Origin of the sequence: Brachyspira hampsonii, assembly GCF_001746205.1 — a bacterium.
Classification (GTDB): domain Bacteria; phylum Spirochaetota; class Brachyspiria; order Brachyspirales; family Brachyspiraceae; genus Brachyspira; species Brachyspira hampsonii_B.
In genome coordinates this window covers 588,808-614,329 of the sequence record NZ_MDCO01000001.1, presented here as the reverse complement: position 1 = coordinate 614,329, position 25,522 = coordinate 588,808, and the positions used below count along the sequence as shown (strand labels likewise).

The 25,522-nt window shown below is 27.4% G+C and carries 25 protein-coding genes and 1 pseudogene; 5 read left to right on the top strand and 21 right to left on the bottom strand.

The window, feature by feature from the left end; all coding sequences use genetic code 11:
* Positions 1 to 6: 6 nt before the first annotated feature.
* The 12 genes from BFL38_RS02745 to BFL38_RS02690 form a co-directional block, all read right to left on the bottom strand.
* Positions 7 to 498: a peptidylprolyl isomerase gene (locus BFL38_RS02745; RefSeq protein WP_069725605.1), complete on the bottom strand. Its 492-nt coding sequence runs from the start codon at positions 496 to 498 to the stop codon at positions 7 to 9.
* A 22-nt stretch (positions 499 to 520) separates the two neighbouring features.
* On the bottom strand, positions 521 to 1,096 hold the full coding sequence (locus BFL38_RS02740) for a peptidylprolyl isomerase (RefSeq protein WP_083249362.1): 576 nt from the start codon (positions 1,094 to 1,096) through the stop codon (positions 521 to 523).
* A 70-nt stretch (positions 1,097 to 1,166) separates the two neighbouring features.
* Entirely contained in the window at positions 1,167 to 2,660 is a 1,494-nt protein-coding gene (locus BFL38_RS02735) for a LysM peptidoglycan-binding domain-containing protein (protein WP_069725604.1), read from the bottom strand.
* Between the two features lie 41 nt (positions 2,661 to 2,701).
* Entirely contained in the window at positions 2,702 to 3,292 is a 591-nt protein-coding gene (locus BFL38_RS02730; protein ID WP_069725603.1) for a hypothetical protein, read from the bottom strand.
* Between the two features lie 152 nt (positions 3,293 to 3,444).
* The gene (locus BFL38_RS02725; protein WP_069725602.1) at positions 3,445 to 3,933 is read right to left on the bottom strand and encodes an META domain-containing protein; all 489 of its coding nucleotides are present in this window, start codon (positions 3,931 to 3,933) and stop codon (positions 3,445 to 3,447) included.
* A 123-nt stretch (positions 3,934 to 4,056) separates the two neighbouring features.
* Entirely contained in the window at positions 4,057 to 4,509 is a 453-nt protein-coding gene (locus tag BFL38_RS02720) for an ankyrin repeat domain-containing protein (protein ID WP_069725601.1), read from the bottom strand.
* A 325-nt stretch (positions 4,510 to 4,834) separates the two neighbouring features.
* A complete protein-coding gene (locus BFL38_RS02715; RefSeq protein WP_069725600.1) occupies positions 4,835 to 5,269 on the bottom strand; it encodes an ankyrin repeat domain-containing protein in 435 nt (144 codons plus the stop codon).
* Between the two features lie 18 nt (positions 5,270 to 5,287).
* A complete protein-coding gene (locus BFL38_RS02710) occupies positions 5,288 to 5,743 on the bottom strand; it encodes an ankyrin repeat domain-containing protein (protein WP_069725599.1) in 456 nt (151 codons plus the stop codon).
* Between the two features lie 332 nt (positions 5,744 to 6,075).
* Positions 6,076 to 7,167, bottom strand: coding sequence for a ribosome small subunit-dependent GTPase A (gene rsgA / locus BFL38_RS02705; protein ID WP_069725598.1), 1,092 nt, complete (start codon positions 7,165 to 7,167; stop codon positions 6,076 to 6,078).
* 78 nt (positions 7,168 to 7,245) lie between these two features.
* Entirely contained in the window at positions 7,246 to 8,025 is a 780-nt protein-coding gene (locus BFL38_RS02700) for an alginate O-acetyltransferase AlgX-related protein (protein ID WP_069725597.1), read from the bottom strand.
* A 41-nt stretch (positions 8,026 to 8,066) separates the two neighbouring features.
* Positions 8,067 to 8,756 (bottom strand): hypothetical protein, encoded by a 690-nt coding sequence (locus BFL38_RS02695; protein WP_069725596.1) that lies wholly within the window; start codon positions 8,754 to 8,756, stop codon positions 8,067 to 8,069.
* A gap of 10 nt (positions 8,757 to 8,766) precedes the next feature.
* Positions 8,767 to 10,179 carry an MBOAT family O-acyltransferase gene (locus BFL38_RS02690; protein ID WP_069725595.1) on the bottom strand — a complete coding sequence of 471 codons (1,413 nt, stop codon included), beginning with the start codon at positions 10,177 to 10,179 and terminating at the stop codon, positions 8,767 to 8,769.
* 342 nt (positions 10,180 to 10,521) lie between these two features.
* Here BFL38_RS02690 and BFL38_RS02685 point away from each other — a divergent pair, with 342 nt between their 5' ends.
* The gene (locus tag BFL38_RS02685) at positions 10,522 to 11,697 is read left to right on the top strand and encodes an MFS transporter (protein WP_069725594.1); all 1,176 of its coding nucleotides are present in this window, start codon (positions 10,522 to 10,524) and stop codon (positions 11,695 to 11,697) included.
* Positions 11,698 to 11,730: 33 nt separating this feature from the next.
* On the opposite strand, the gene BFL38_RS02680 is transcribed toward BFL38_RS02685, so the two are convergent.
* Complete coding sequence (locus BFL38_RS02680; protein WP_069725593.1) at positions 11,731 to 13,668, bottom strand: heavy metal translocating P-type ATPase; 1,938 nt, start codon at positions 13,666 to 13,668, stop codon at positions 11,731 to 11,733.
* Positions 13,655 to 14,053, bottom strand: a complete 399-nt coding sequence (locus tag BFL38_RS02675) for an ArsR/SmtB family transcription factor (protein WP_069725592.1) — start codon at positions 14,051 to 14,053, stop codon at positions 13,655 to 13,657. Before BFL38_RS02675 ends, BFL38_RS02680 begins: the two co-directional genes overlap by 14 nt.
* Before the next feature lie 96 nt (positions 14,054 to 14,149).
* Here BFL38_RS02675 and BFL38_RS02670 point away from each other — a divergent pair.
* Positions 14,150 to 15,870 (top strand): annotated as a pseudogene (locus BFL38_RS02670) (lysozyme inhibitor LprI family protein); the annotation flags it as partial.
* 355 nt (positions 15,871 to 16,225) lie between these two features.
* Here the strand turns inward: BFL38_RS02670 and BFL38_RS02665 are convergent.
* Positions 16,226 to 16,597 carry a hypothetical protein gene (locus BFL38_RS02665; protein ID WP_069725591.1) on the bottom strand — a complete coding sequence of 124 codons (372 nt, stop codon included), beginning with the start codon at positions 16,595 to 16,597 and terminating at the stop codon, positions 16,226 to 16,228.
* Positions 16,598 to 16,999: 402 nt separating this feature from the next.
* The gene (locus BFL38_RS14875; RefSeq protein WP_142950318.1) at positions 17,000 to 17,230 is read right to left on the bottom strand and encodes a hypothetical protein; all 231 of its coding nucleotides are present in this window, start codon (positions 17,228 to 17,230) and stop codon (positions 17,000 to 17,002) included.
* Between the two features lie 444 nt (positions 17,231 to 17,674).
* Here BFL38_RS14875 and BFL38_RS02655 point away from each other — a divergent pair, with 444 nt between their 5' ends.
* Positions 17,675 to 18,193: a BatD family protein gene (locus BFL38_RS02655; RefSeq protein ID WP_176720534.1), complete on the top strand. Its 519-nt coding sequence runs from the start codon at positions 17,675 to 17,677 to the stop codon at positions 18,191 to 18,193.
* Between the two features lie 21 nt (positions 18,194 to 18,214).
* Positions 18,215 to 19,258: an AAA family ATPase gene (locus tag BFL38_RS02650; protein WP_083249361.1), complete on the top strand. Its 1,044-nt coding sequence runs from the start codon at positions 18,215 to 18,217 to the stop codon at positions 19,256 to 19,258.
* Positions 19,259 to 19,337: 79 nt separating this feature from the next.
* Here the strand turns inward: BFL38_RS02650 and BFL38_RS02645 are convergent, their stop codons facing one another.
* Positions 19,338 to 19,946 (bottom strand): hypothetical protein, encoded by a 609-nt coding sequence (locus BFL38_RS02645; RefSeq protein WP_069725589.1) that lies wholly within the window; start codon positions 19,944 to 19,946, stop codon positions 19,338 to 19,340.
* A 5-nt stretch (positions 19,947 to 19,951) separates the two neighbouring features.
* Positions 19,952 to 21,313, bottom strand: coding sequence for an AAA family ATPase (locus tag BFL38_RS02640; protein ID WP_069725588.1), 1,362 nt, complete (start codon positions 21,311 to 21,313; stop codon positions 19,952 to 19,954).
* Between the two features lie 184 nt (positions 21,314 to 21,497).
* Between BFL38_RS02640 and flgG the strand changes: the two genes are divergently transcribed.
* Positions 21,498 to 22,292, top strand: coding sequence for a flagellar basal-body rod protein FlgG (gene flgG / locus BFL38_RS02635; RefSeq protein ID WP_008726144.1), 795 nt, complete (start codon positions 21,498 to 21,500; stop codon positions 22,290 to 22,292).
* A gap of 45 nt (positions 22,293 to 22,337) precedes the next feature.
* Here flgG and BFL38_RS02630 read toward each other — a convergent pair whose 3' ends face one another.
* From BFL38_RS02630 to BFL38_RS02620, 3 genes are all read right to left on the bottom strand, one after another.
* A complete protein-coding gene (locus BFL38_RS02630) occupies positions 22,338 to 22,895 on the bottom strand; it encodes a lytic transglycosylase domain-containing protein (RefSeq protein ID WP_069725587.1) in 558 nt (185 codons plus the stop codon).
* Positions 22,896 to 23,052: 157 nt separating this feature from the next.
* Positions 23,053 to 23,892: a diaminopimelate epimerase gene (dapF, locus tag BFL38_RS02625; protein ID WP_069725586.1), complete on the bottom strand. Its 840-nt coding sequence runs from the start codon at positions 23,890 to 23,892 to the stop codon at positions 23,053 to 23,055.
* Positions 23,893 to 24,066: 174 nt separating this feature from the next.
* The gene (locus BFL38_RS02620; RefSeq protein ID WP_069725585.1) at positions 24,067 to 25,518 is read right to left on the bottom strand and encodes a catalase; all 1,452 of its coding nucleotides are present in this window, start codon (positions 25,516 to 25,518) and stop codon (positions 24,067 to 24,069) included.
* Positions 25,519 to 25,522 lie beyond the last annotated feature (4 nt).

The window sequence follows — 25,522 nt, the reverse complement described above, 5'->3', positions numbered from 1 at the left end:
ATTAAATTATTCTACTTCTTTAATATAAACTTTATTCATAGTAGAATTTTCCATAGGGTTGTCATTATGATCTCTTTTTAATGCCACTATTTTATCAACAGCATCCATACCATCAACAACATTTCCCCAAACTGTATATTGTCCGTCCAAATGAGGAGAATCAGCTACACAAATGAAAAATTGAGAACCGGCACTATCAGGATCCTGACTTCTAGCCATAGAACATATTCCTCTTTTATGAGGTTTATCACTAAACTCAGCAGGAATATTAAATCCCGGACCGCCTGTACCATGCAAATATCTTTTTGCTGCATCTTTACTTACAGGATCTCCCCCCTGTATCATAAAATTAGGTATTACCCTATGAAATCTTATTCCATCATAAAAGCCTTCATTGGCAAGTTTTTTTATAGCATCTACATGTTTTGGTGCTATTTCAGGATAGAATTCTATTTCTATAGTACCATAATCTGTTTCAATAAATAAATGTTCTTTCATTTTAATTTACCATTTTCCTTTATTAATTAACTGTTTTTACATAAACTCTATTCATTTTAGCAGGTTCTAAAGGATTATCATTAGCATCTCTTTTTAATGCCACTATTTTATCAGCAACATCCATACCGCTAACAACTTCACCCCATACTGTGTATTGTCCGTCTAAGAAAGGACTATCAGCTACACAAATAAAGAACTGAGAGCCGGCACTATTGATGCTTGTTCCCCTAGCCATAGAACATATACCTCTTTTATGGGAAACATCATTAAACTCAGCAGGTATTACAAAATTAGGACCGCCTGTACCATGCAAAGCTCTGTTAGGCTGTTTACTTAAAGGGTCTCCTCCTTGTATCATAAAACCCGGTATAACTCTATGAAAAAGTGTTCCGTCATAAAAGCCCTCATTGGCAAGTTTTTTTATGGCTTCTACATGTTTTGGTGCTTTTTCAGGAAAGAAAGCTATTTCTATAGTACCAAAATTTGTTTCTATAAAAAGATGCTCTTTTGAAGTTTTCGGCTTTTGTGCTATAAGAACAGTTCCGAATATAATCAGCCCCAACAATGAAATAGTAATGATTTTTAATTTTTTACCCAAAATATGTACCTCTTATATATTGTAATAACTTTAATAATATTCGTAATTATTTGCTATAAATTTATTTATATTATTGATTTATTTCTTCCGCTTCGGTATTCTCATCTGCAGCTGTTACATCATCAGCCATTTCTGCATTCTCATCAGTAACTGTTGTATCTTCTGTCATTTCTGTATTCTCATCTGCAGCTGCTGTATCTTCTGTCATTTCTGCATTCTCATCAGTAACTGCTGTATCTTCTGTCATTTCTGCAGTATCAGTTTGCTCATCTATAACAGTTTCTTCTGTCTGTTCTGATTGTTCCTCCATAGCTGCTTCATCTTCTATAATTACATTACCTTCCATTTGGTTAGTTTGATTATTTGTAGATGAAACCTGATTATTAGTAGAGAAAGTAGTTATATTACCATAAGTCTGATTAGTATCATAAGTTCCCTGTCTTGTTTCTCCTTTAAGACTAGGTATAATTAATCTTTGACCTGCTCTTATAACATTAGGATCTTTTATGGTATCTTTATTAGCATCATATATTTTTCTCCATAAATTACCATTACCATATATGAAGTCATAAGAAGCTATACGCCATAATGAATCTGTATTAGCTCTTCTTGATTGAACTATATAATACTGAGGGAATGATGCTCCATCTGATACTGCTATCTGTTCTCCTTCAGAAGAAGATATATCTCCAGAAGAACTTTCCATTGAATTAACTAAACTTATAACATTTTTAGAATGCATTAAAGAATCAGTATAATTATTAGCTATCAAAGTTTCGCCTGCTGAAGATAATGATTTTAAAGCTTCTGTATATAAATTAGGCTTACTATTATTATAGCCGTCTTGTTTAGCCTTATCCATAGAATCCTGAGCTTTTGCATAAGCTAATGGAGCTTCTAACATATCAAGCATATTCATAGCTTCTCTTGATTTTGTCAAAGAATTGGTATAGTCTCCGCTGCTTAATGCATTTTTAGATTCATCTCTCAAATTTGTGATTTGTGTATCATTATTATCACCATTAGTTAATACTGATTCACTCATTAAATATTCTCTTCTTAAATCTATAGCAAGAACATTGTATCCTAATTCAGATTTTTCAGCTGACTTATTATATTCAAGCATAGTATTAGTATAATCAGTGCTGTTAGTAGATGCTTCAAGCATACTATGTGCAGAATTAATATCAGTAACGGATTCTTCGTATAAAGAAGTTGTCAATTCATTGGTATCTCCTCCAACTCCTTTAAATAAAGCAAGTTTTCTTTCCGCATCTCTCTGACTATTCAAAACATATTCATAAACACCGTATCTTAATATGATTTTATCAGAATATTCTTTACTTTGTCTTGAATATTCTATACTTTGATTATAATCGCCTACACTATGAGCATCTATAGCCATTTCTCTATATCTTTGCGCCAATTTATAATCATCGCTTTCCTTTATACTAGCAGGTAAATCCGCAGGCAATTCAGGCGGTAAAACCAAAGTATTTGTTTCCTGAGCATACAAAAAACAAGAAAATGTTAATAAGATAAATAAAAATAATCCCTTTTTCATATTTTTTCTCCATTAATTTTATAAGTTATAGTAAAAAATAATTATTTAGAATATGATACATCTAATTCATCAACCTGCTTAATTTTATCTTCTGCTTCTTTTATTCCTCTTGTACTTTCATCGTATCTTACTTTAGTTGTGAAATATGCTTTATGATGATATTTCTTAGCATTTAAAAAACAATTAACTGCTTCTTCATAATTGTTCGTACTTAAAGCTGATAATGCATTTATATAATTAAGTTCAGCAAACTCATAATTATCTTTATCCACTCTATATGCTTTTACTTCTTTAGAATATACTCTTTCTAAATCTATCTCATTTTTTAAAACTTCAGCATATTGCGGAAGTCCTTCATTTAATACTGTCTGATATGAATTTGATGCAGTAGTAAGAAGATCTTTCACCTTTGCTGAATCTTTATTTTCATCTATAAGTATAATAGCTTCTGAATAACTTGCTTCAGCTATATCAAATTGTTCTTTAGAATAGTTTTGCAAATCATACCTTATAGCTTTATCTCTCAATGCAGTGGCATCCTTATATTCTTTTAAAGGCATACTTTCTGAACATGATATGATTATTGTCAAACAAAATAATAGCGGTATAAAAATATATTTATTTAATTTCATGATCACTCCAAATATTTTTCTAAAAAACAAAAATATACTTTTATATTATACTACTGAATATAAAAGTCAATACTTTATTAAAAAATTTAAAATAAAAAAAGCAAGATAATATAAAAATATTTATCTTGCTTAAAAATATAGATAGTGTTTAATTAATTGGCATTTTCGCTTGCTGCTTCTACATTACCTTTAAAAGTATAGATTAAATTAGTACCTGAAGCTGTAGTAATAGTCAATACATCTCCATCTAAAGAGATTGTATCAGCACCGTTTAATATTTGTAAATATTCTGTTTCTACAGCCATATCTTCTTCAGGACCCATCATTTTAGTAGAAGCTAAAGCATTTAATTTTATTTTATTACCGTCTAATGAGAACTCAGTAACATAGCTATTAACAGCTGATTTTCCGCCTAACATATTAGTATCAGAAAAAGCTATAGTAACTTCTTTACCTTCATACATATTAGTTAGAGAATACTCTTTTCCTACTAAATCATCAACTGTAACAATTACCATATCTGATGCCGGAGCTTCTATAGCAACAGTTGTCTCTTCTGAAGCAGTATTAGAATTATTACCGCCGCATGATAGAGCAAATAATGCTGCTATTACTATAAATAAAAACAATATTTTTTTCATATTTTATTCTTCCCTTTATAAAAATTTAAATTTAGAGAATATTATATTATAATTGAAATTTATTATCAATGTTATATATAGTAATTTCAAAAAAAATTAAGATTTTTTACATTTTATATTAAATTATTTACCGCCTGCAGCTTTTAAAAGGCTAACTATGTTTTTATGCTTTTCTTCTGATGCATAAGTTAAGGCTGTTTTATCTTTTCTATCTTTTAAATTAACTTTGGCGCCAGCATCAATTAAAAGTCTTACAACATTAATATGTCCGTTTTCTGACGCCTTGCTTATTGCAGTTCTTCCATCTTTGTTTTGGAGATTTAAACTGCATCTGTACTGAACTAATAATTCTATAATTTGTAAATGTCCGTTTTCTGATGCTTTCATTAAGGCATTATCCCCTTTGGAGTCCTGTTCATTGATATTGGCACCGCCTCTAAGCAGTTCTCTAACCTTTTTTATATCTCCATTTTCTGCAGCATTTACTAAATCCACATTACTTTTAGAAAATGCATTGTTATAAATTAATAATGATAAAATACTGAAAAATAAAAATATTTTTTTATTTAATTTCATAAAAAACTCCTTATTAAAAATTTAAATGAAAATCTCATATTATAAAATCGTCATTTTTTATTTTTACAAAAATATTTTTTAAAAAATTAAATAAATTTTATAAAATCCTAATAATAGACTTGTTTCAAAACTAATTTTATTTATAATGCCATTTAAAGACATAAAGTAGTTTTTAAATATTTATCTTCATTAATAATATCATATCTATCATTAATTAACATAATAACTATGTCTGTATATAACTTATGTATGTATTTTTAAAAAGTATAAATTAAAGTAGTTTTTTCTGCTGTGCTTATAATATAACTTTACTTATAAATTAATTTTATTTTGCACCTGCTGCTTTTAATATTTTTACTATATTCTGATGTCCTCTTTGACTTGCATAACCTAATGCTGTTTTTCCGTATTTATCTTTCATATTAATGTTAGCTCCCGCTTCTATAAGCATAGAAACTATTTGGGCATGTACCCTGCTTGCTGCTCTCATTAAAGCTGTTCTCTTATTATTATTAACATCATTCAAATTAACTTTCTTACTTATCAATAATTTTACAACTTCAGGAAGTCCCTCCTCAGATGCTTCTATCAAGGGAGTTTCACCTCGTCTGTCTCTTGTATTAAGATCAACTCCTGAATTTATTAGTTCTATAGCCCTTTTAGTATCTTTCTTCTCCAAAGCCTCCATTAAAGGTGTCATATTCCTTTGAGCAAAAATATTCATACTAATAATAAAAATTAAAACTGTAATTTTTTTCATAATTATATCTCCTTAATTTTATTTTGCACCTGCTGCTTTTAATACTTTTACTATATCTTGATGCCCTCTTTGATTTGCATAAGTTAATGCAGTTCTGCCTCTATTATCCTTAATATTTATGTCGGCACCCGCATTTACAAGAAGTTTTACTATATCAGTGTAGCCTTTAGAAGAAGCTCTCATTAATGCAGTTCTGCCCCATTTACTCTTGAGATTCATATTTACTTTATTTTCTATCAGCAATTTTACAATTTCTATATGTCCGCCTTCTGCTGCTTCTATCAGAGCATTCTCACCTATCCTATCCTGCTTATTAATATCAGCACCATTATTTATAAGTGCTCTTACCTCATTTATATCGCCTCTTCCTGCCGCATCAATAATAGCTATGTTACTTTTTGAAAATGCATTTAAACAAAATATCAAAAATAAAACAAATGAAAATATTAGTATTTTAGAATTCAAATTATCCATAAAAATCTCCCGCTTTTTTATGATACTTAAACTTACAAAAATAGTATAATAAATATAATGATTTTTGTCAATTTTTTGTAAATAAAATTTATTTAAATTTTACATTTTTTTATATTGTTTTATTTTATGTAAACTAAATTTATATATATCAGATGTTTTATTATAAATTCTAATTGTTTATTATAATATTGTAAATTAACAAAATATAATATATGCATTTATAATTTTTTATTTAATAGATTTTTATTATTGATAGTCATAAACTCGCTAAAAAATAGCTTATAACTTCCATTGTCAGTTATCAGCTGCTCGTTTATAGCATTAGGCAAACACTACTTATTAACTTTTTTATTCTTATTTCCATGTTTTGTTATTTTTTTTAAAGCCGCTTTTCTATCTTTCTTTATCTCTATAGAACTTTTTTGTAATTCTCTATTTTCATTAAGAAGCGTTATATAGGCATCGTATCTTTCATAGGGTATCTCATCATTTTCAAGCAGTTCTAATATATAGCAGTCCGGTTCATGCTGATGCGTGCAGTCTTTGAACTTACATCTTTTAGCATACTCCTCTAAATCTTCAAAAGTTTTCTTTATGCCTTTATCATCTTCCCATAAACCTAAATTTCTTAAGCCCGGTGTATCTATTACTACTCCGCCGCTGTCTAATACTAAAAGTTCTCTATGTGTAGTAGTATGCATTCCCTTAAAATCATACTCTCTTACTTCCTGAGTTTTCATCTTTTCATCTTTTAAAAGATAATTAATAATAGTAGATTTTCCAGCCCCTGATGCTCCTATAAATACTGATGAAGTATCTTTTTTAATATATTTCAAAAATGTATCTGCATTCTTACCTGTCTTTGAACTATAGGCAAAAGCTGTTTCATTAGGATAAGTTTCTTTTATAAGTGCTAATAATTCTTTATACTCTTCATCTTCATACAAATCAATTTTACTTATGGCAATTATAGGCTTTATATTAGATGTATGAACTACCGACAAATATCTTGCTATAGCAGACATGGGCATTTCATTATCAATACCAACTATAATAAAGGCATAGTCAATATTACTTACTATAGCCTGAATATCATTTTTTTTAATATTAGCTTTTCTATACAAAATATTTTTTCTAGTGAGTATTGTATCAATAAAGGCATTATTATCTGACTTTTTCATTAATACCCAATCACCTACTACAGGAAGCTCACTTTGTATTTCAGAATTATATCTAATTTTTCCTTTAATTCTTGCTAAAAATTCACCATCATCAGAAAAAAGTGTGTAGTATCTTTTATTAATTCTTATAACTCTTGCAGGCACAAGATCTTCATTATTAATCTCTTCCAAAGAATTAATTTTCAAACTATCTAATGCTAACTTCTCAAAATATTCATCAAATCCTATATCTTTTATTTTCAATACTTATAACCCCAAAATAAAATATAATAAGTATATAATACTAAATATAAAAGTTTTGTCAATTTTATAAACATAGTTTTAATCTCTGTTCATTTCCTCTATTCTCCAATTAGTCATTTCTAATAAACCTTTAATACTAAATCCAGCAAATTCTAAAACAACTAAATTTATATCTCTTTCTTTAATATATTCTATATTAAAAGAACTGCGGTGCAGAAATATTGTACTATTAAATGAAGAAGCTATATAATTAAACAGATGATAACCATAAGAATCTCTAATAAATAATATATTACAGTTATTAGAAACATCAGACTTAGAATATGAATAATAATTATCCTGTTTAGAATAATAATGATTATTTGCACCTTCTATTATATTAAAATGATTCTTAGTATAATTTGTTAATATATAATGATCTAAACTATCTTCTTCTAAGATTTTTACATTTTCTATAGGAACTAACTCATTTGTCATATTTAATGCTTTCATCAATTCCAAATACCCTATGTATCCGCCTATATCATTCCAATGAACATCTTCTTTATAGTATAGCTCGTATTTATTTTTATATTTTAACATTTCATATTTAGGATAAATTATATTAATATCAGTATTTTCTCTTAAATATGAAACTAATTTATCAATAGTGCTTATATCTTTTAACTTTATATATTTAGGAATAAATTCATAATATATACTTTCTTTGTTAGGTGCTATAAATAATGCGAATTCTATATTTCTTTTTTTAAGCTCATCTCTAAAAAATATCAAAACATCTTTAATCGTATTTAATTCTTCCAAAGTAAAATCTATTTCTCCTGTATTATATTTTATAGAAACTTTGTCAAATAACATTTCATTTGTACCTTTTATCTCACCGCTATCAAATATATCATCTATATCTTTTTTAAAATTATTAACTCATTTCTAAAAGGTAAATAGTCATTAAAATAAGCCTCATAATTTTTTGGAAAATCAATAAAATTAGATTGAATATTCGGATATTTATTAAAATTTCTATTATCTAAATTTTCATGATTAAAATGTTTGTAGAACATAGTATATACAATATTAGGAAGTATTAATGATGATAAAAAAATTATTGTAATCCATAAATATTTTATTTCAAAAATACGGCAAATATTATTTTTCATAAATAATGAATTTATTTTTGATGAAAATATCAAAATAAAAGATAATATTATAAATATAATCATATATGACAAAAACTTGAATTTGAATTTAAGAGTATATTTGACATTATCTATTTTAGAGTTTATTTCTTCATTTGATATTAACCTTCCATACCTAATTCCATTTTTAATTTGTATATCTTTTATATAATCAGGTAAGCTATTACTACTTAAATAAACGCCATAAATATCACTATCTCTAAATATATCAGTATAATATTCCACTTTAAAATCATAAATATAATTATTACTGTAAGAACCAGGTACATATAAACCTGTTATTGCCAAATTCCCAATTCTTTCTTTTTTTCCTAAAATAAAAAAACTTATTAAAAAAGTAATAGCTAATATCTCTAAAACTATTAAAATTTTTTTTATAATTTTAAAAAACATAATAATAATCCTAAAATCTGAAATAAATAAATGGATTGTAAGTACCATTAACTAAATACATAATGCAAATAAATAGTAGTATGAACTGTATGATACTTTCTAATATATAAACTCTGCTTGAAAATATAGCCTCTTTAATCTTTGGAAATAGACTTTGAAACAAACCACTGAATAATATACCAAATATAAAACATATTTGGGTTTGAGGATAAAAGAAATATCTAACTGTATAGAAACTTTCCTTATAACTAAACATCAATTTATATAAATCTAGTGCATGACTTAAATTATTTGCTCTGAATAATACCCAGCCAAGTACAAATACTAATATTACATAAATGTGATTTAAGAATTTTAATTTATTTTTCTCTAGTAGTTTTCCTAAAAATATACGCTCTATAACCAAAAATAAACCATGCCATAAACCCCAAAGAATAAAATTAAAACTAGCACCATGCCATAACCCTGTAGCAAAAAATACAATTAAGAGATTTAAATAAGTAAAATATTTTCCTCTACGATTTCCTCCTAATGGTATATACAAATACTCCTTAAACCAAGCTGACAAAGATATATGCCATCTCCTCCAAAACTCTTGAACTGACTTTGATATGTATGGATAATTAAAATTCTCTAAAAACTTAAATCCGAATATGTACCCTAAACCAATAGCCATATCAGAATAACCAGAAAAATCATAATAAATCTGAAGTGTATAAAGAATAGAAGCAAGCCATACCAAAATAGTACCTAATTCACTAACAGGCTGTTTTAATATCTCATCACAGTATAAAGCAAACATATTAGCAAGTATTACCTTTTTTGACAGTCCGTAAATGAACCTTTTTATTCCATAGCTTATATTTTCTAAATTCTCAATCCTATTTGTTATCTGGCTATCTATATCATGATACTTTACTATAGGTCCTGCTATTAACTGTGGAAAGAAAGATATATATAATGCCAAATTGATAATATTTTTCTGTGCTTTGTTATGTTCTCTGTAAACGTCTATAACATAAGACAAAGCCTGAAAAGTGTAAAATGATATTCCTATAGGCAGAACTATGTTTTTTAATGAAATTACTTCCTTGCCTGATATGGAATTAATTATTGATATTGCAAAATCAGTGTATTTAAAATAGCTTAATATTGATAAGTTAACTATTACGCATAAAGCTAAATATATTTTCTTTTTTAATTTATTATCTTCTTCAATTGCTTTATGAATTAATAAGGCAAAAATATAATTGATTATTATTGAAGAAAACATTATTAAAGTATAACTAACTCCTCCCCAAGCATAAAATATAATGCTTGCTAAAAGCAGTAATACATTTCTAAACTTTTTATCAATTATATAGTAAAGAATAAAAACTACAGGAAGAAAAAGCCAAAGAAAAATCATAGAGCTAAATAACATAATAACTCCATGAATATAAATTTTTTATTTAAAAATGTATTTATTAAAGAATTAGAATATAATAACTTAATGATTTTATATGACAAGCATATATTTTCTAGGTGCGGTGCGGTGCGGTGCGGTGCGGTGCGGTGCGGTGCGGTGCGGTGCGGTGCGGTTACCACCATAATTTATCTCCAATTATAAAAGATAAAGCAATAATAGTATATTTTTTATTTAATGTCAAATAAGAATTATATGTAAAATTAATCATTACTATAAATATGAAATTAATTTCATAATAAGTATTTAATAAAATATAATTTATATTATAATATAAAAATCAATTTATGGAAATTTAATATGTTTAATCTTCTTCTTGCTATTATATATTTATCTTTTATTAGTCTAGGACTTCCGGATTCAATTCTCGGATCAGCTTGGCCTACTATGTATAAAGAATTGGAAGTGCCTATTTCTTATGCTGGTATAATTTCTATGATTATTTCTGCAGGAACTATAATTTCTAGTTTGCAAAGCGATAGACTTACTAAAAAATTTGGAACAGGAAAAATAACTGCATTTAGTGTTGCAATGACTGCTATAGCTCTTTTTGGATTTTCTATTACTCATTCTTATTTATTTCTTTGTATTTGGGCTATACCTTATGGATTAGGTGCAGGAAGTGTAGATGCTTCTTTAAATAATTATGTAGCTCTTCATTACGAAAGCAAACATATGAGCTGGCTTCATTGTATGTGGGGAATAGGTGCTGCAATGGGACCTTATATAATGGGGTATGCACTCATTAATAATAATTGGAATACAGGATACAGATACATATCAATAATACAGATTGTGCTGACTGCTATTTTATTTTTTAGTCTTTCTCTATGGAAGAAAAATGATGAACAAAATAAAGAAAAAATAAATACAAAAACTTTAAAATTAATAGAACTTATAAAAATAACAGGTACTAAAGAAATTATGATATGCTTTTTTTGTTATTGTGCCATTGAGTCTACTGCGGGATTATGGGCAAGCAGTTACTTAAATCTATATAAAAATATTGACATAAAAACTGCAGCTTCTTTCGGAAGTTTATTTTATATAGGAATAACTATAGGAAGAGCAATATCCGGATTTGCAACAATGAAATTAAATGATAATCAAATGATAATTTTAGGTGAATTATTAATTTTTATAGGAATAGTATTAATGATTATTCCTATGGTAAATACAGTATCTTTAATAGGATTTATAATTGTAGGTTTAGGCTGTGCTCCGATATATCCTTCCATAATACATTCAACTCCATATAACTTTGGCAGAGAAAACTCTCAGGCTATAATAGGAGTACAAATGGCTAGTGCATATATAGGTACTCTTGCAATGCCTCCATTATTCGGATACATTGCAAATCATATATCAATATCATTGCTTCCAATATATTTAGTATTAATTTTAGTATTAATGTCTATTATGCATAGATTAATGATAAAAAAGACTATAAAAAATAGAGATGCATATATAAAATAAACATCTCTATTATATAATTTTATAATATTAAAATTAATGTCCGCAATCGCAATCAGTTACTTTTATATCGCAGACTTTAGTATCAACATTAATATTTTCATTTTTTTCGCCTAAAGGGTAAAGAAGCCTTAAAGCATTTAATACTACTATTACAGTTACACCTGTATCAGCAAAAATAGCAAGCCACATACTAGCAAGTCCCAAGGCTCCTAATATAATAGCTCCGAATTTTATTACCAATGCTAAAATGATATTTTCCAAAACTACAATATGATTTTTCTTAGCAAGTTTTATGGCAAGAGCAACTTTTGAAGGCTTATCGTCCATAATAACAACATCAGCATTCTCTATAGCAGCATCAGAACCAAGTCCCCCCATAGCAATACCTATATCAGCACGAGCAAGAGAAGGAGCATCATTTATACCATCGCCTACAAATATTGAAGCCTTAGAATCTTTCATCATTTCTTCTAATACATTCACTTTATCTTCAGGCAGACAGCCTCCTTTGAATGATTGTATATTCATCTCTTTTGCAAATGCTTCTACTCTATTAACATTATCACCGCTTATCAATGCAGTTTTTATATTCATTGAATTTAATAAATCAATAGCTTCTTTAGTATCATCTTTCACGCTGTCATCAATAAAAAATCCGCCGGCATGTTTATAGTCTACAGCAATATGAACATTAATATTTTCTTTTATTTCTGATATTTGAATATTATTATGTTTTAATAAATCTAGTCCGCCTATCAATATATTTTTACTTTCAACTGTAGCCGAAGCACCTTTTCCGCTTATATCCTTGTGATTTGAAATTAAACTGTCATTTATAATACCATTATGATGATTTTTATAATGATCTACTATTGATACAGCTATAGGATGAGAAGAGCCTGTTTCAGCATAAGCAGCATATTTGAGTAAAGTTTCATTATCATATAAACCTGAATTATATATCTCTCTTATAGAAAATTCTCCTTTAGTAAGAGTTCCTGTTTTATCAAAAATAACTTTATCAGCCTTAGCAAGCAAATCTAAAAATACTCCGCCTTTAACCATTATTCCAAATTTTGAAGCCCTTCCTATAGAAGCAAAATATGTTAATGGAATACCCACCATAAAAGCACAAGGACAAGACACTACAAGCAAAGTTAAAGAACGCTGAAACCAATTAGAAAAAACTTCTTTCCCGTATATTAATGTAGGTATAACTGTAAGAAAAATTGCTCCGAATACCACTATAGGAGTATAAATACCAGCAAACTTGCTTATAAACTGCTCAATATTGGCCTTTCTATTTTGAGAATCCTGAACAAGTTTTAAAATTTTAGCAATAGAAGACTCAGCATAAGCTCTTATAACTTTTGCTTTGATAGTATTATCTCCGTTTATAGTACCAGCTAAAATTTCATCATTAACTTTAACACTTCTAGGCATACTCTCACCTGTCAATGCCTTAGTATCAATCCAGCTTTCACCCTCGTATATAACAGAGTCAAGAGGCACTTTTTCAAAAGGATTAATTATTATATTATCTCCGACATGAACTTCTGATATATCTGCCTTTTCAACATTTCCATTTTCTCTTATAATGTTTGCTGAATCTGGTCTTATTGCCATTAATGCTGCTATTGTTCTTTTTGATTTATCAACAGCCATATCCTCAAAATAATCTCCTACCCTATAAAACATAAGTACAGCCAAAGCCTCCGGAAGCTGATGAAGTATAATAGCTCCTACTGTAGCAATGCTCATAAGAAAGCTCTCACGCATGAACTTTCCTTTAATGAAATCTAAAGCAGCATTTTTAAAAACTTCTCTTCCCAAAATAAGATACGGTATGAAGAAAATAATATATTCTGCTATGCCATGTATTTTATCATGTAAAGCATAGAGTAATACTAAAACCACAAGCCCTAAAAAAATCTCTGATAAAAATAAAAATCTTTCTTTATTCTTTAACATGCTCATACCCCCAAGTATAAATCTTTTCTATATGTTCATCATCTAGCCTGTAAAAAACATGAAGTCCTACCTTCCTTTTTTTAACCACCCTAGCCTGCCATAGCATCTTTAAATGCTGCGATATAGAAGGCTGCTTCATCTCAAGTAAAGATGATAATTCATGCACACATAACTCTTTCTCGCTTAATGCTGATATTATTTTAAGTCTGGTAGGATCTGAAAACACTGAGAAAAATCCAGCTAAAAGCGAAAACTCTTCATCATTTGGAAGTTTTGGAATAAGTGATGATATATTTGAATCTTTTGTACTTATTTCACAATCATCATCATTATTTAAATATTCCTCATCAGAAGTCTCAATATCTTTTTTTATATTGTTTTTCATATTGCCTCATCTTTATATAAGTATATTATAATATAATAATATACTTATATAACAATAAAGTCAATATATGATATTAATTCCAGTCACTGACCAATACTTCTTCAAAATAATGAATATGCAAAAGAAATTTTGATTTTCTTAATAGGAAATTTGCAAATGATGATGAAAGAAAAAAATATTCTATAGAATTTATATCAAATGTTAATTATGCTGCATTAGATTTAGAATTCTTAATAATCTGGGGTAATTGGGGTATATATAGTGAAGTTACAGATTATGATGCTGTTGGATATTTATATGTTGATCAAAATTTAGCATTAAAAAAAGCAAGAGAAGAATTATTAAAATTAAATAAAAAAGATGCTGATGTTTATTTAGCTTTGTTCTTATCTCATTTTGCCTGCGATTCGCTTTATTATTTTGAAGAAGAGAAAAAATATTTAACAGAATGGAAAAAAGTAGGCGGAAGTAATATTGCTATGATGATGAGAAAAAATGATAATGAGAGTAGTTATATACAAAAGATGAATTTAATTAATTATATAATAGAAGCTCCTGATTCTTTAAGAGCAGAAAAATTAGCTGCTGATGCTTATAAAAATAATTTCTATAAATACATTGTAAAAGATAATGGATATATAGATTTATTCAATGAAAATAATTATTCTTTAACTTCAATTGAATTGGAAGGTACAGCCAGTTTATCTTCAGTAGAAATAGCAGAAGAAATAGGCAATACAAATATAATGAACAAATATATAAAAACTTATGTAAATAATAGATTATCTAATGATGATATACAAGACTATTTAGAATATTATCAAAATTATTACAATATTAATGCCGTTTATTGTTATGACGGTTGGAATAAGCTTAATGTACTTGAGTTTAAAAAGAATACATTTTTAATTGAAAGCACTATGAACGGATTAGTAAATATGCATTATTATAATCCTGAGTTCATAAAAGATAATTTATATGCTTCATTTAAAGAGATAAAAAATTATAATTTCAGACTTGGAGATATAGATAATGTAGAATCTACTGAAATTAATTCAATTTCTACAAATGATTTGAAAGATTATACTAAAGACTCCAAATTTATAGATTCAGGCAGCTTTGATAGAAAACAATATTCATCTTATATAGACAGCAACATGTATTATCCTTTGCATAGCGTATCTTTCTTCTTATGTGATATCAATAATGACGGCAAAGAAGAATTAATGCTTTCAGGCGAATATACAAGTTCTGCAGGAAGAGGCGGTATAGCACATTATACTTTACTTTTAAAAGATAATTTGGAAATAGATTTTGATTCAGAAACAGGACTGCTTATTAATAATCCTGATTTTCAACATTTGGGATGTACTCAAAAAATATACATAGAAAATGGAAAAAATAAAATTCTTTTATTAGATACTCTTAACAATGAAGCATGTGATATATTTGTTGATAATAATGAAATAAAGAATGCAGAAGTTTTTGATTATATTACATATACTTATCAGCCCAAATTGGAATGGAAAGGCAATATACTTAATGGGGTACCTGAAGGAGCTTTAAAAACTGATGCCAGTTTTGATATGTATAAAGCAGAGAATGCATCAGATAAAGCAATAGTATCCGACAGAACTTTGAGAGTAGCTGATAAACTTATAAGTGATGCATATTTTGCTAAAAAAGCTAGCTTAGATAAACAAGGTCAGGAAGAATTATTAGAACAAAGAAGAGCAGAAATAAAAGCTATTCAGGAAGCAAAAGGCGATATTAAATTAATAGAAGCTGAGATGCTTAAAATTTTGAATATACAATAATTTTTATAAAAATAGTTTCAATAAAAAGTGCTTATATAGGAGGTGAAGATATAATAAACCTTATTGAAAAATAGTATAGTTTATATAAATTCCATACAAGTTTAATTTTAAATAATTTTTGTATGATAATATAATTGCATCTATCAGTATGCTTCAGATACATATAAAACCATAATAAAATACATATCTTAGAAAATAAATATTGAACTATATTAAAAAATAATAAAATTATAAGATTAATAAACTTTATTTTAAAATAGTTACAATCTTTAAAGTAATAAACTCACATCCATAACTAATGCAATAAAATTTTAATCTATTTTTAAGAAAGTTTATCACTAAAAATACTACAAAATTATGATTTTTTAGTATACTTTATTATCTTTCCATTACCAGATGCTTCGCAAGAGGAAGAGTCATTAAAAGTTAAATTTATAGTTCCTATTCCAGATCCTATAAGCCCCACACTAAATGATTCTCTTTCATCATTGCCGTCCCAACCGAGAGCCACAGTTCTTGCCCCAATTTCATCTGAATAAACATCTCCGTTAGAGGTTACTACAAAGGTTTTAAAATCGGCATTAGGATCACTAGTTTCCCAAGTACCGACTAATTCTGAAAGTTTAAAAGTTTTTGGGTTTTGATTTGCATTACAGCTTATAAAAAACAATGATATTAATAAAATGAATAATCCTGTCAATAATAAAATATTTTTACTTTTAAACATAAATTTCTCCTTGTTATTAACTATGCTAAATATTATTCTATTAATAATTTTTGTCAACAATAAATAACTGCAGCCTAAAATTTATTTGCTTTTATTATAAGCTAAAAAAAATATATATATATAAATAAATACTTATTAAAAAATACATACTATTAACTTTTTAAGCTAATAGTATGTACTTTATTAATTTGTAAATATATTACATTATTTTTTGAAATGCTGAACTCCGCCTGGCATGCTGCTAGAAGTAAGCTCGCATTCACTACTGCTTTTAAAATTAAATGTAACTGTACCATATTGAGAAGCAGAAGTTCCAGACAAATCTAATTTGATGGAATATGAACTTACTTCTTTATTTTTATCTGATTCCCAATTTTGTATAGTTAAAGCACCAGGAGTAGTTTATCCGCCTGAAGTTAAAGTAATCTTACCATCACTGGATATCGTGAAGCTATCACTTGTAAGACCTTCATCGGTACAATTCCAATTACCAACCAAATCTGCAGGCTTAAAAATTGTGGAATTATTTTCTGTAGGATTTTGTTTTGATGAACAGCTTATTGAAAATAAAGAGATTAAAACAAATAAGCCTATCAATGATAAAATTTTGTTAATTTTTTTGTTCTTTAACATAGAGAACTCCTTTAAAAAAAATTTATAATAATCACAGATGATTATTTGACAATGTTTTAATGTTATTAGAAAAAATAAATGCAATAACGATATTGGTGATATTTTATTTAAATGTAATATAATATTGTTTAAAAGATATTTTAATTCAGATGCTTGATGCTTGATGCTTGATGCTTGATGCTTGATGGATTAAGCAAACATTAAATGGTAAAAATATGTTTCTCATTTTTTAATTGTATATTAAAAACAATTTTTGTCAATATTTTTAATATTAATGAAAATAAATATATGTTATTATTGTTTATTAAAGTGGAAGTTTCATACCTAATCAAAGCAACTTTGAATATATAATAACTAACAGCAAATATTATTTAATATATTGACTTTTTTTATATTTTTATATAATCTACTTCAATGATTAAATACTATATTTTTTTAATAATAATGATAACAGTAAATACACTATACCCTATAGTTATAATAGAAGAAAAAGTGAGTAAGAAAAGCATGTATTTATGGCAGAATTTAGAGTATACTCTAATATATACAGGAGATGCAGATAAATTTAAAGCAGAGGGTATAAATACAAATGCTATAAGCGATTTTGAAGTTCTCAATGAAAGAGTAGAAATAGAAACTATACATAAAGATAATGAAATACCAACTATGAATTATAAGATAATATATACTATGAAGCCCTTAAGAAATGGAAAATTGAAAATACCTGAGTTGGAAGCTAGATATTATAATGTAGAAAGAGGAAATAGTTTAGTGCCTAAAGAGCAGATGATAAATGAATATAATATAAGAGTATTCAGTTCATGGTTCTTATTAATAATGATAGGACAATGGGTTGTAATAATTCTTATAGCACTTTTAATTTATAAGTTTATAAGAGATCAGTATAAATTAAATAAAAAAAACTTTGAAAATAAAAAAAATCATAATCAAAATAATATATAATAGAACTATGAGGAATAATATATGACAGATAATTTAAATAACAGCGAAAATGAAAATGGTATCAGTAATGAAGTGGCTAGTGCAAGCAGGGATTTACAGGCTATATCAGAAGCCTCTAAAATGGCTCTTGATGTAGTAAATGCTATAAAAAATGAAATAAAAAAAGTAATAATCGGGCAGGAAAACATGCTGGATAAACTCCTATTAGGAATTATATGCGATGGGCATGTATTATTAGAAGGAGTACCAGGACTTGCAAAAACATTAACTGTAAAATCATTGGCAAGTACAATAGATGCAAGCTATAAAAGAATACAGTTTACACCGGATTTGCTTCCTGCAGATATAGTAGGTACTGAAATTTATGATATAAAAAATTCAGTATTTCTTCCTAAACAAGGACCTATATTTTCTAATATAATATTAGCAGATGAGATAAACCGTTCGCCTGCTAAAGTACAGTCAGCACTCTTAGAGGCTATGGGAGAACATCAGGTTACAATAGGAGATAAAACATATAAACTTCCTGATGTATTTTTGGTATTAGCTACTCAGAACCCTATAGAACAGGAGGGAACATATCCTCTTCCTGAAGCTCAGGTTGACAGATTTATGCTTAAAGTTATAGTAAAATACCCTACTAAAAGCGAAGAAAAAACTATAATAAAAAACATGTCATCTTCCAAACCTGCAGAATTGAAGCCTATTACTACTATAGAAACTATAGAAAAATTAAGAAAGTTAGCTAATCAAATTCATATAGAAGAAAGACTGATTGATTATATAGTGAACATAATAGATGCGACAAGAAATCCTAAAGATTATAAACTTCAAAGCGAATACATAGAATACGGAGCTTCTCCAAGAGCAGGAATATATTTGACTAAAGCCGCAAAAGCAAATGCTATGATGCAGGGAAGAGGATTTGTAATGCCTGAAGATATAAGAGCTGTTGCCTATGAGATATTAAGACATAGAATAAGTGTAAGCTATGAAGCACAGGCTGAAAATGTAACAAGCGATATGATAATAGAAAGTCTGCTTGCCAATATAAATGTACCTTAAAATATTAGTTTATAAAAATAATTGATTATTAAAGCCTGATTATTAAGTTAATCGGGCTTTTTTATTATAGAAATCTTTATTAAATAATAATTTCATTATTGTAAGTTATATCATGCTTTATAATATCTAAAGCATCAAAATTAAAAGGATATATTCTTAAAAGTACATTATTAATTATCCTATTTTGTTTAAATAATCTTCTTAGATTTGTATTGTCTTTTATCTTGTTTGTACTGTTATTTTGTTTTAAATTATTATTAGAATTAATATTATTTTTATATACTAAATAAAACTTTATATTTTCTATATCATTAGAATAGGCTAAAAAAATAGCTCTTATTCTCAAATATGCCCCTAAGAACTGTTTATGAAGTTCTTTTAAATCTTCATCATGAATATCATTTTTTAATTCTATTATATGCAAATCAAATTTATCATTTTTATTTTTATTTATAATAACAGCATCAGCACATTTATTCATTCTTAAATGGTTAAATTTTTTATTGCCTTCTATATCCGAACTGCAAATAGATTTAGAGTTTAATTTTATACGGCATTCCATATTTGAGTTTTTGTCTTTTATAGTAAAAATATCTTCTATCACATCAATCTTGCACATGGTATTATCAAATAAATATCTTTGATTATCTATAAAAGGTGTATTATAAAGTTTATTAAAATCGTCCATAATAATTAATCTTCATTTATTGCATCATATTCTAAAGAGGCATTATTTATATATTTATGAAATGTTTCTATATAAAATCCTGTTTCTATGTCGCCTTTTAATTCTTTTATAGTTGTTATATCATTATCATCAGTATCGAATTGATATATCCTAATTTTATCTATATCTATAGTGTCATTTTCTGTATATGAATAATCTTTTAATATTTGATTTTTTTTATTATCATCTTTCATACTATGAAGAACTGCCATATTGTTTATATGTTCCAATATAGTGTCGCTATGAGTGGATATGATGACATTTCTTTTTTTATTAACTAAGTTTATTAATACACGAGCTAATTGTTTCTGCAATTTTAAATGCAATGATAATTCCGGCTCCTCAATAAATAAATCACCTAAAATAGAATAATATTTCAAAAATAAATATAATGGTGCTACTTCAGTTATAACAGCAGAGCATAAATGCATAGGTACTTTTAAATCTTTATTATTCGGCTGATAATAAATAGCATTTGTTTCTTTATTGATATTAATTTTGCCTTTTAATATATTGTTTTCAAGTATTTCTATTATATCTTTAAAGTCTTCGTTTTCCTCATAATTATAAGATAAATCTATTAAACTATTAATAAAATCTATAATAGGTTTCTGAAATATAGTTTTTTCTTTTTTCTCTCCAATACTAAATTGCTGCATATTTGATATTTTTGATAATTCTTTATAAGTTAATAAAAAACCTGTCCTTGATGTAGGTAAAAATTTTAAATCAAAGAAAGTATTTTCTAATATACTACTAATAATATTTTTAATTAGTGATATGTAATCAATACTTTTATATTCAAAACTAGTCATAAAATTGTTTTTTTTATTAATAGTTACATGGTTTAAGGTAATTAGAACATCAAATAAATAATTTGAATAATCAAAATATATACTTTCTAAATTTATTATATTATCATCATCATTGAAAATAAATTTTAAAATTTCTATTTTATATTTATTTAATAGTTTGTTTAAAAAATTATAGAATATATTAAGTTCATTTTTTGATAGTAAATTATTATTTTTGGTATCTGAAAAAATCTTAAATATATCTTTACCACAATTTATATTCTCATTAATTAAAACATACTTATCTACTATATCATGAATATATTTATATTCTTCCAAACCATAAATGAATTCATTATCATAAAACATAATATCCGCAATTTCTGTACTATATTTCATCAAACCGTATATCAATGTCATCAAATAGCTTTTTCCGCTGTTATTATCACCTACAAAAAGTATAAAATTAGAAAGCTCTATTTCTGCCTCTTTTATCTTACCGAAATTTTTAATTATTAGCTTGGAATATGACATTTTTCAAAATACCTTTTTTAATTTATATTATTCTATAACAGAATTTTATCTTTAACAAGTATTTTACTATCAAAACAGAATCAAACAACTTAACATAATATTTTTTATATAAATTCTATAAAGCAATTTTTGTAATTACCGAATATATAATATAATAAATTTATAAGATAATGGAGTGTATTATATGGTACGTTCTTTATGGACAGCAGCAAGCGGTATGAACGGTATGCAATTTAAAACTGACACTATCGCAAATAACCTTGCCAATGTTAACACTATAGGATATAAAAAAGTAAGAGCTGATTTTGAAGATTTAATATATCAAAACTTAAAAATACAAGGCACACCAGCCACAGAAGATACCGTAAGACCTGTAGGACTTCAAACAGGACTCGGTGTAAAAAGTGCTTCTACACAAAAAATGTTTGATCAAGGTTCTTTACAGGCAACAGGAAATAAACTTGATTTGGCATTGGAAGGAGAAGGTTTCTTTCAAGTATTAATGCCGGACGGAAGCGTTTCATATACTAGAGACGGATCTTTCAAAATTGATGCTAACGGTCAAATGGTTACTTCAAACGGATACAGATTGGTTCCAGAAATAGTATTCCCAGAAAACTTTTTGGTAGAACAAATATCTATATCAAGAGAAGGTGTTGTATCTGTAAAAATAGGTGATGAAAATGATCCTGTAGAAATAGGTCAAATTACACTTCATAGATTTATCAATCAGCCAGGACTTCTTTCTATAGGCGATAATTTATACAAAGAAACTATAGCAAGCGGACCTGCTTTTGAAGGCGAACCTGGTGCTAATGGATTTCCTAGAATACATCAGGGATTTGTAGAAATGTCAAATGTTAAAGTAGTTGATGAAATGGTTGATATGATAGTGGCACAAAGAGCTTATGAGATGAACTCTAAAGCAGTACAAACTAGCGATAATTTGCTTGCTACTGTTGTAAACTTAAAAAGATAATTAAATAAATATACATAAAACATAACTAGCAATAGATAAGAGGCTTTAAAAGGCCTCTTTTCTGTATATAGCACCATAAGAACTTTCATCTTTCACATAAAGTCTAACCATCGTATTATATTCATATTTTATCTTCTCAGCGTAAGATTCTCCATATACATCGTACGCATTTCCAGCATTATAATATCTAAGAGACTTTACTATATCTCCGTCAAATTTATCCAAAATTTTATTTATGAACCTTACCCCAAGTATAATATTCTCTCTTGGATTATATCTATTTAAACTAGGATCAACATCCTTATTTGCAATAGGAGTTATTTGGCAGTATCCATAAGCATTTTTTCTTGAAAGTGCTGTAGGTATAAAGCTGCTTTCCACTTTAATCAAAGCAACCATTAATAAAGGATCAACATCATAGTTACTGCAAACATCAAAAACATCTTTTATAAACCAAAAATCCTGACTATAATGATTAGATACATCTTTAATTAATGTTACCCAATCATTGGAAGGAAAAGAATAATCATTGATATTGAAACTATGCGTCTCCAAATTGAGATTGCAAAGAAATAAGACTAATATTATAACTGATCTTTTCATAAACCTCCTGTTAAATTCAAATATCCTATTAATTGGCTAATATCAAAAAACAAACTACATTTTAAATATTAACATTTTTTTAAAAAATGTCAGTTAAAAAATATATTTTTTTTACATTTACAAAAACTATTAATATATATGTTTACATTATATATTATTATAGTACAACAGCTCCTTCAAAAGAATATCTAGCTTCACCTTTCATGAATACTGTATTATTTTCATATCTTAATATTAAATCACCTCCTAAAAGATGATTAAGTATAATATTATCAGTTCTTTTACTTATAAATCCGGCAGCACATACAGCTGAAGCACCTGTACCGCAGGCTAGAGTTTCTCCGCTTCCTCTCTCCCAAGTTCTCTGCTTTACCTCTCCCCTATTTATTATCTCTACAAATTCAACATTAGTTCTGTTGGGAAATATACTATTATTTTCTATATAACTTCCTATAGAATTTATATCTAAATTATCAATATCATCTATAAATATCACAGCATGAGGATTTCCCATAGATACAGCAGTAAAATAGTATGTTTTACCATTAAATGTTATAGGCTCATCAATAATAGGATTTTTATCTATAGTTGTAGGTATTTTAAGCCCCTCAAATATAGGAGAACTCATATTAATTTCAACTTTATCAACTTCATTATTCTTTATAAATAATTCAGCATCCAATATCCCTCTTAATGTTTCTATTTTAAGCGGATTATTTTTACTTATGCCCTTATCGTAAACATATTTAGCTACGCATCTTATACCATTACCGCACATCTCAGATTCGCTTCCGTCAGCATTAAACATTCTCATTTTAGCATCGGCTTTATCGCTTGGCATTATAAGTATTATACCATCAGCACCTATAGAATAATGCCTATTACTTAGTATTGGAGAATATTTAGAAGCATCTTCAGGAGTAAATTTCTCTTTAAAGCAATCTATATAAATATAATCATTTCCTATTCCATGCATTTTAGTAAAAGATAAAGTCATAATAAACCCTTAAAATATTTTTTATATTATTTTTATATTCTATAATATAATTTAAATTAAGTAAATATTTCATAAAAAATACAGCTAATACCTTTATAGTATAGATATTAGCTGCATGGATTAAAATTTGATAATTTATTTTATATTTATTTATATATATGCAAAGTTTTATATTTATTTTATGTCTTTCTCATCAAAGCCCAATGCCTTAAGAACCCCAAGTCCGTAAGCCTTATCAACATTCATACAATTTTTTATATGTCTTAATTGCACTTCCTTAGTAACTCCGTTCATATCTCTTGCAGTATTTTCAAATAATACTTGCTTTTGAGCATCTGTCATGAGATTGAATAAAGCTCTTGCATCAGTGTAATAATCATCATCATCTTCTCTATGATCATATCTGTATGCATCGCCGTAAATTTTTAGCGGAGGTTCAGCATATTCTCTCTGTTCCTTCCATTCTCCCTGAGAGTTTGGCTCATATTCCACTTTAGAACCATTAGATTCTACACGCATATATCCGTCTCTATGATAAGTGTTAGATTTAAATTTTGGAGCATTTACAGGTATGCTTGAATAGTTAACTCCAAGTCTATATCTTTGTGTATCAGTATATGAAAATAATCTTCCTTGAAGCATTCTGTCTGGTGAGAATCCTATACCAGGAACTATTGTAGAAGGACTAAATGCTGACTGCTCTACCTCTGCAAAATAATTTTCAGGATTTCTATTTAATTCTAATACTCCAACATCAATTAGAGGATACTCTTTCTGAGACCAAGTTTTTGTTAAGTCAAATGGATTTCTTTTGCTTGCATTAGCCTGCTCTTCTGTCATTATTTGAATTTTCATATTCCATTTTGGAAAATCTCCTCTTTCTATAGCTTCAAATAAATCTTTCTGAGAACTTTCTCTGTCTTTTGCTATTATTGCTTCGGCTTCAGCATCTGTTAAATTTTTAATACCCTGCTGAGTTTTGAAATGGAATTTTACCCAATATCTCTTACCTTCTTTGTTTATGAAACTATAAGCATGACTGCTGAAACCATGCATATGCCTATAACTATAAGGTATTCCTCTGTCGCTCATATCTATAGTTATTTGGTGAATAGCTTCAGGTAAAGAAGTAAGAAAATCCCATTTATTCTGAGCACTTCTCATATTAGTTTTTGGATCTCTCTTTACAGCATGGTTTAGATCCGGGAATTTTAAAGGATCTCTGAAATAAAATACAGGAGTGTTATTTCCAACTAAATCCCAGTTTCCTTCTTCAGTATAAAATTTAATAGCAAAACCTCTTATATCCCTCTCAGCATCTGCAGCCCCTCTCTCACCTGCCACTGTAGAAAATCTTACAAATAAATCAGTTTTCTTTCCAACTTCAGAAAATATTTTTGCTTTGGTATATTTTGTTATGTCATGAGTTACAGTAAATGTACCATAAGCACCTGAACCTTTGGCATGCATTCTTCTTTCAGGTATAACTTCTCTGTCAAAATGTGCCATCTTCTCCATAAACCATACATCTTGTAAAAGCATAGGACCTCTTGCACCTGCTGTAATAGAATTCTGATTATTTTCAACCGGAGCACCGAATTCAGTTGTTAATTTTTTATCAGACATATTA

Bases quoted from the DNA above. Each gene is read 5' to 3' on its own strand.
- BFL38_RS02745 (WP_069725605.1), bottom strand. From the start codon at position 498: ATGAAAGAACATTTATTTATTGAAACAGATTATGGTACTATAGAAATA.
- BFL38_RS02735 (WP_069725604.1), bottom strand. From the start codon at position 2,660: ATGAAAAAGGGATTATTTTTATTTATCTTATTAACATTTTCTTGTTTT.
- BFL38_RS02730 (WP_069725603.1), bottom strand. From the start codon at position 3,292: ATGAAATTAAATAAATATATTTTTATACCGCTATTATTTTGTTTGACA.
- BFL38_RS02725 (WP_069725602.1), bottom strand. From the start codon at position 3,933: ATGAAAAAAATATTGTTTTTATTTATAGTAATAGCAGCATTATTTGCT.
- BFL38_RS02720 (WP_069725601.1), bottom strand. From the start codon at position 4,509: ATGAAATTAAATAAAAAAATATTTTTATTTTTCAGTATTTTATCATTA.
- BFL38_RS02715 (WP_069725600.1), bottom strand. From the start codon at position 5,269: ATGAAAAAAATTACAGTTTTAATTTTTATTATTAGTATGAATATTTTT.
- BFL38_RS02710 (WP_069725599.1), bottom strand. From the start codon at position 5,743: ATGGATAATTTGAATTCTAAAATACTAATATTTTCATTTGTTTTATTT.
- BFL38_RS02700 (WP_069725597.1), bottom strand. From the start codon at position 8,025: ATGTTATTTGACAAAGTTTCTATAAAATATAATACAGGAGAAATAGAT.
- BFL38_RS02695 (WP_069725596.1), bottom strand. From the start codon at position 8,756: ATGTTTTTTAAAATTATAAAAAAAATTTTAATAGTTTTAGAGATATTA.
- BFL38_RS02690 (WP_069725595.1), bottom strand. From the start codon at position 10,179: ATGTTATTTAGCTCTATGATTTTTCTTTGGCTTTTTCTTCCTGTAGTT.
- BFL38_RS02685 (WP_069725594.1), top strand. From the start codon at position 10,522: ATGTTTAATCTTCTTCTTGCTATTATATATTTATCTTTTATTAGTCTA.
- BFL38_RS02680 (WP_069725593.1), bottom strand. From the start codon at position 13,668: ATGTTAAAGAATAAAGAAAGATTTTTATTTTTATCAGAGATTTTTTTA.
- BFL38_RS02675 (WP_069725592.1), bottom strand. From the start codon at position 14,053: ATGAAAAACAATATAAAAAAAGATATTGAGACTTCTGATGAGGAATAT.
- BFL38_RS02665 (WP_069725591.1), bottom strand. From the start codon at position 16,597: ATGTTTAAAAGTAAAAATATTTTATTATTGACAGGATTATTCATTTTA.
- BFL38_RS14875 (WP_142950318.1), bottom strand. From the start codon at position 17,230: ATGTTAAAGAACAAAAAAATTAACAAAATTTTATCATTGATAGGCTTA.
- BFL38_RS02655 (WP_176720534.1), top strand. From the start codon at position 17,675: ATGATAACAGTAAATACACTATACCCTATAGTTATAATAGAAGAAAAA.
- BFL38_RS02650 (WP_083249361.1), top strand. From the start codon at position 18,215: ATGACAGATAATTTAAATAACAGCGAAAATGAAAATGGTATCAGTAAT.
- BFL38_RS02645 (WP_069725589.1), bottom strand. From the start codon at position 19,946: ATGGACGATTTTAATAAACTTTATAATACACCTTTTATAGATAATCAA.
- BFL38_RS02640 (WP_069725588.1), bottom strand. From the start codon at position 21,313: ATGTCATATTCCAAGCTAATAATTAAAAATTTCGGTAAGATAAAAGAG.
- flgG (WP_008726144.1), top strand. From the start codon at position 21,498: ATGGTACGTTCTTTATGGACAGCAGCAAGCGGTATGAACGGTATGCAA.
- BFL38_RS02630 (WP_069725587.1), bottom strand. From the start codon at position 22,895: ATGAAAAGATCAGTTATAATATTAGTCTTATTTCTTTGCAATCTCAAT.
- dapF (WP_069725586.1), bottom strand. From the start codon at position 23,892: ATGACTTTATCTTTTACTAAAATGCATGGAATAGGAAATGATTATATT.
- BFL38_RS02620 (WP_069725585.1), bottom strand. From the start codon at position 25,518: ATGTCTGATAAAAAATTAACAACTGAATTCGGTGCTCCGGTTGAAAAT.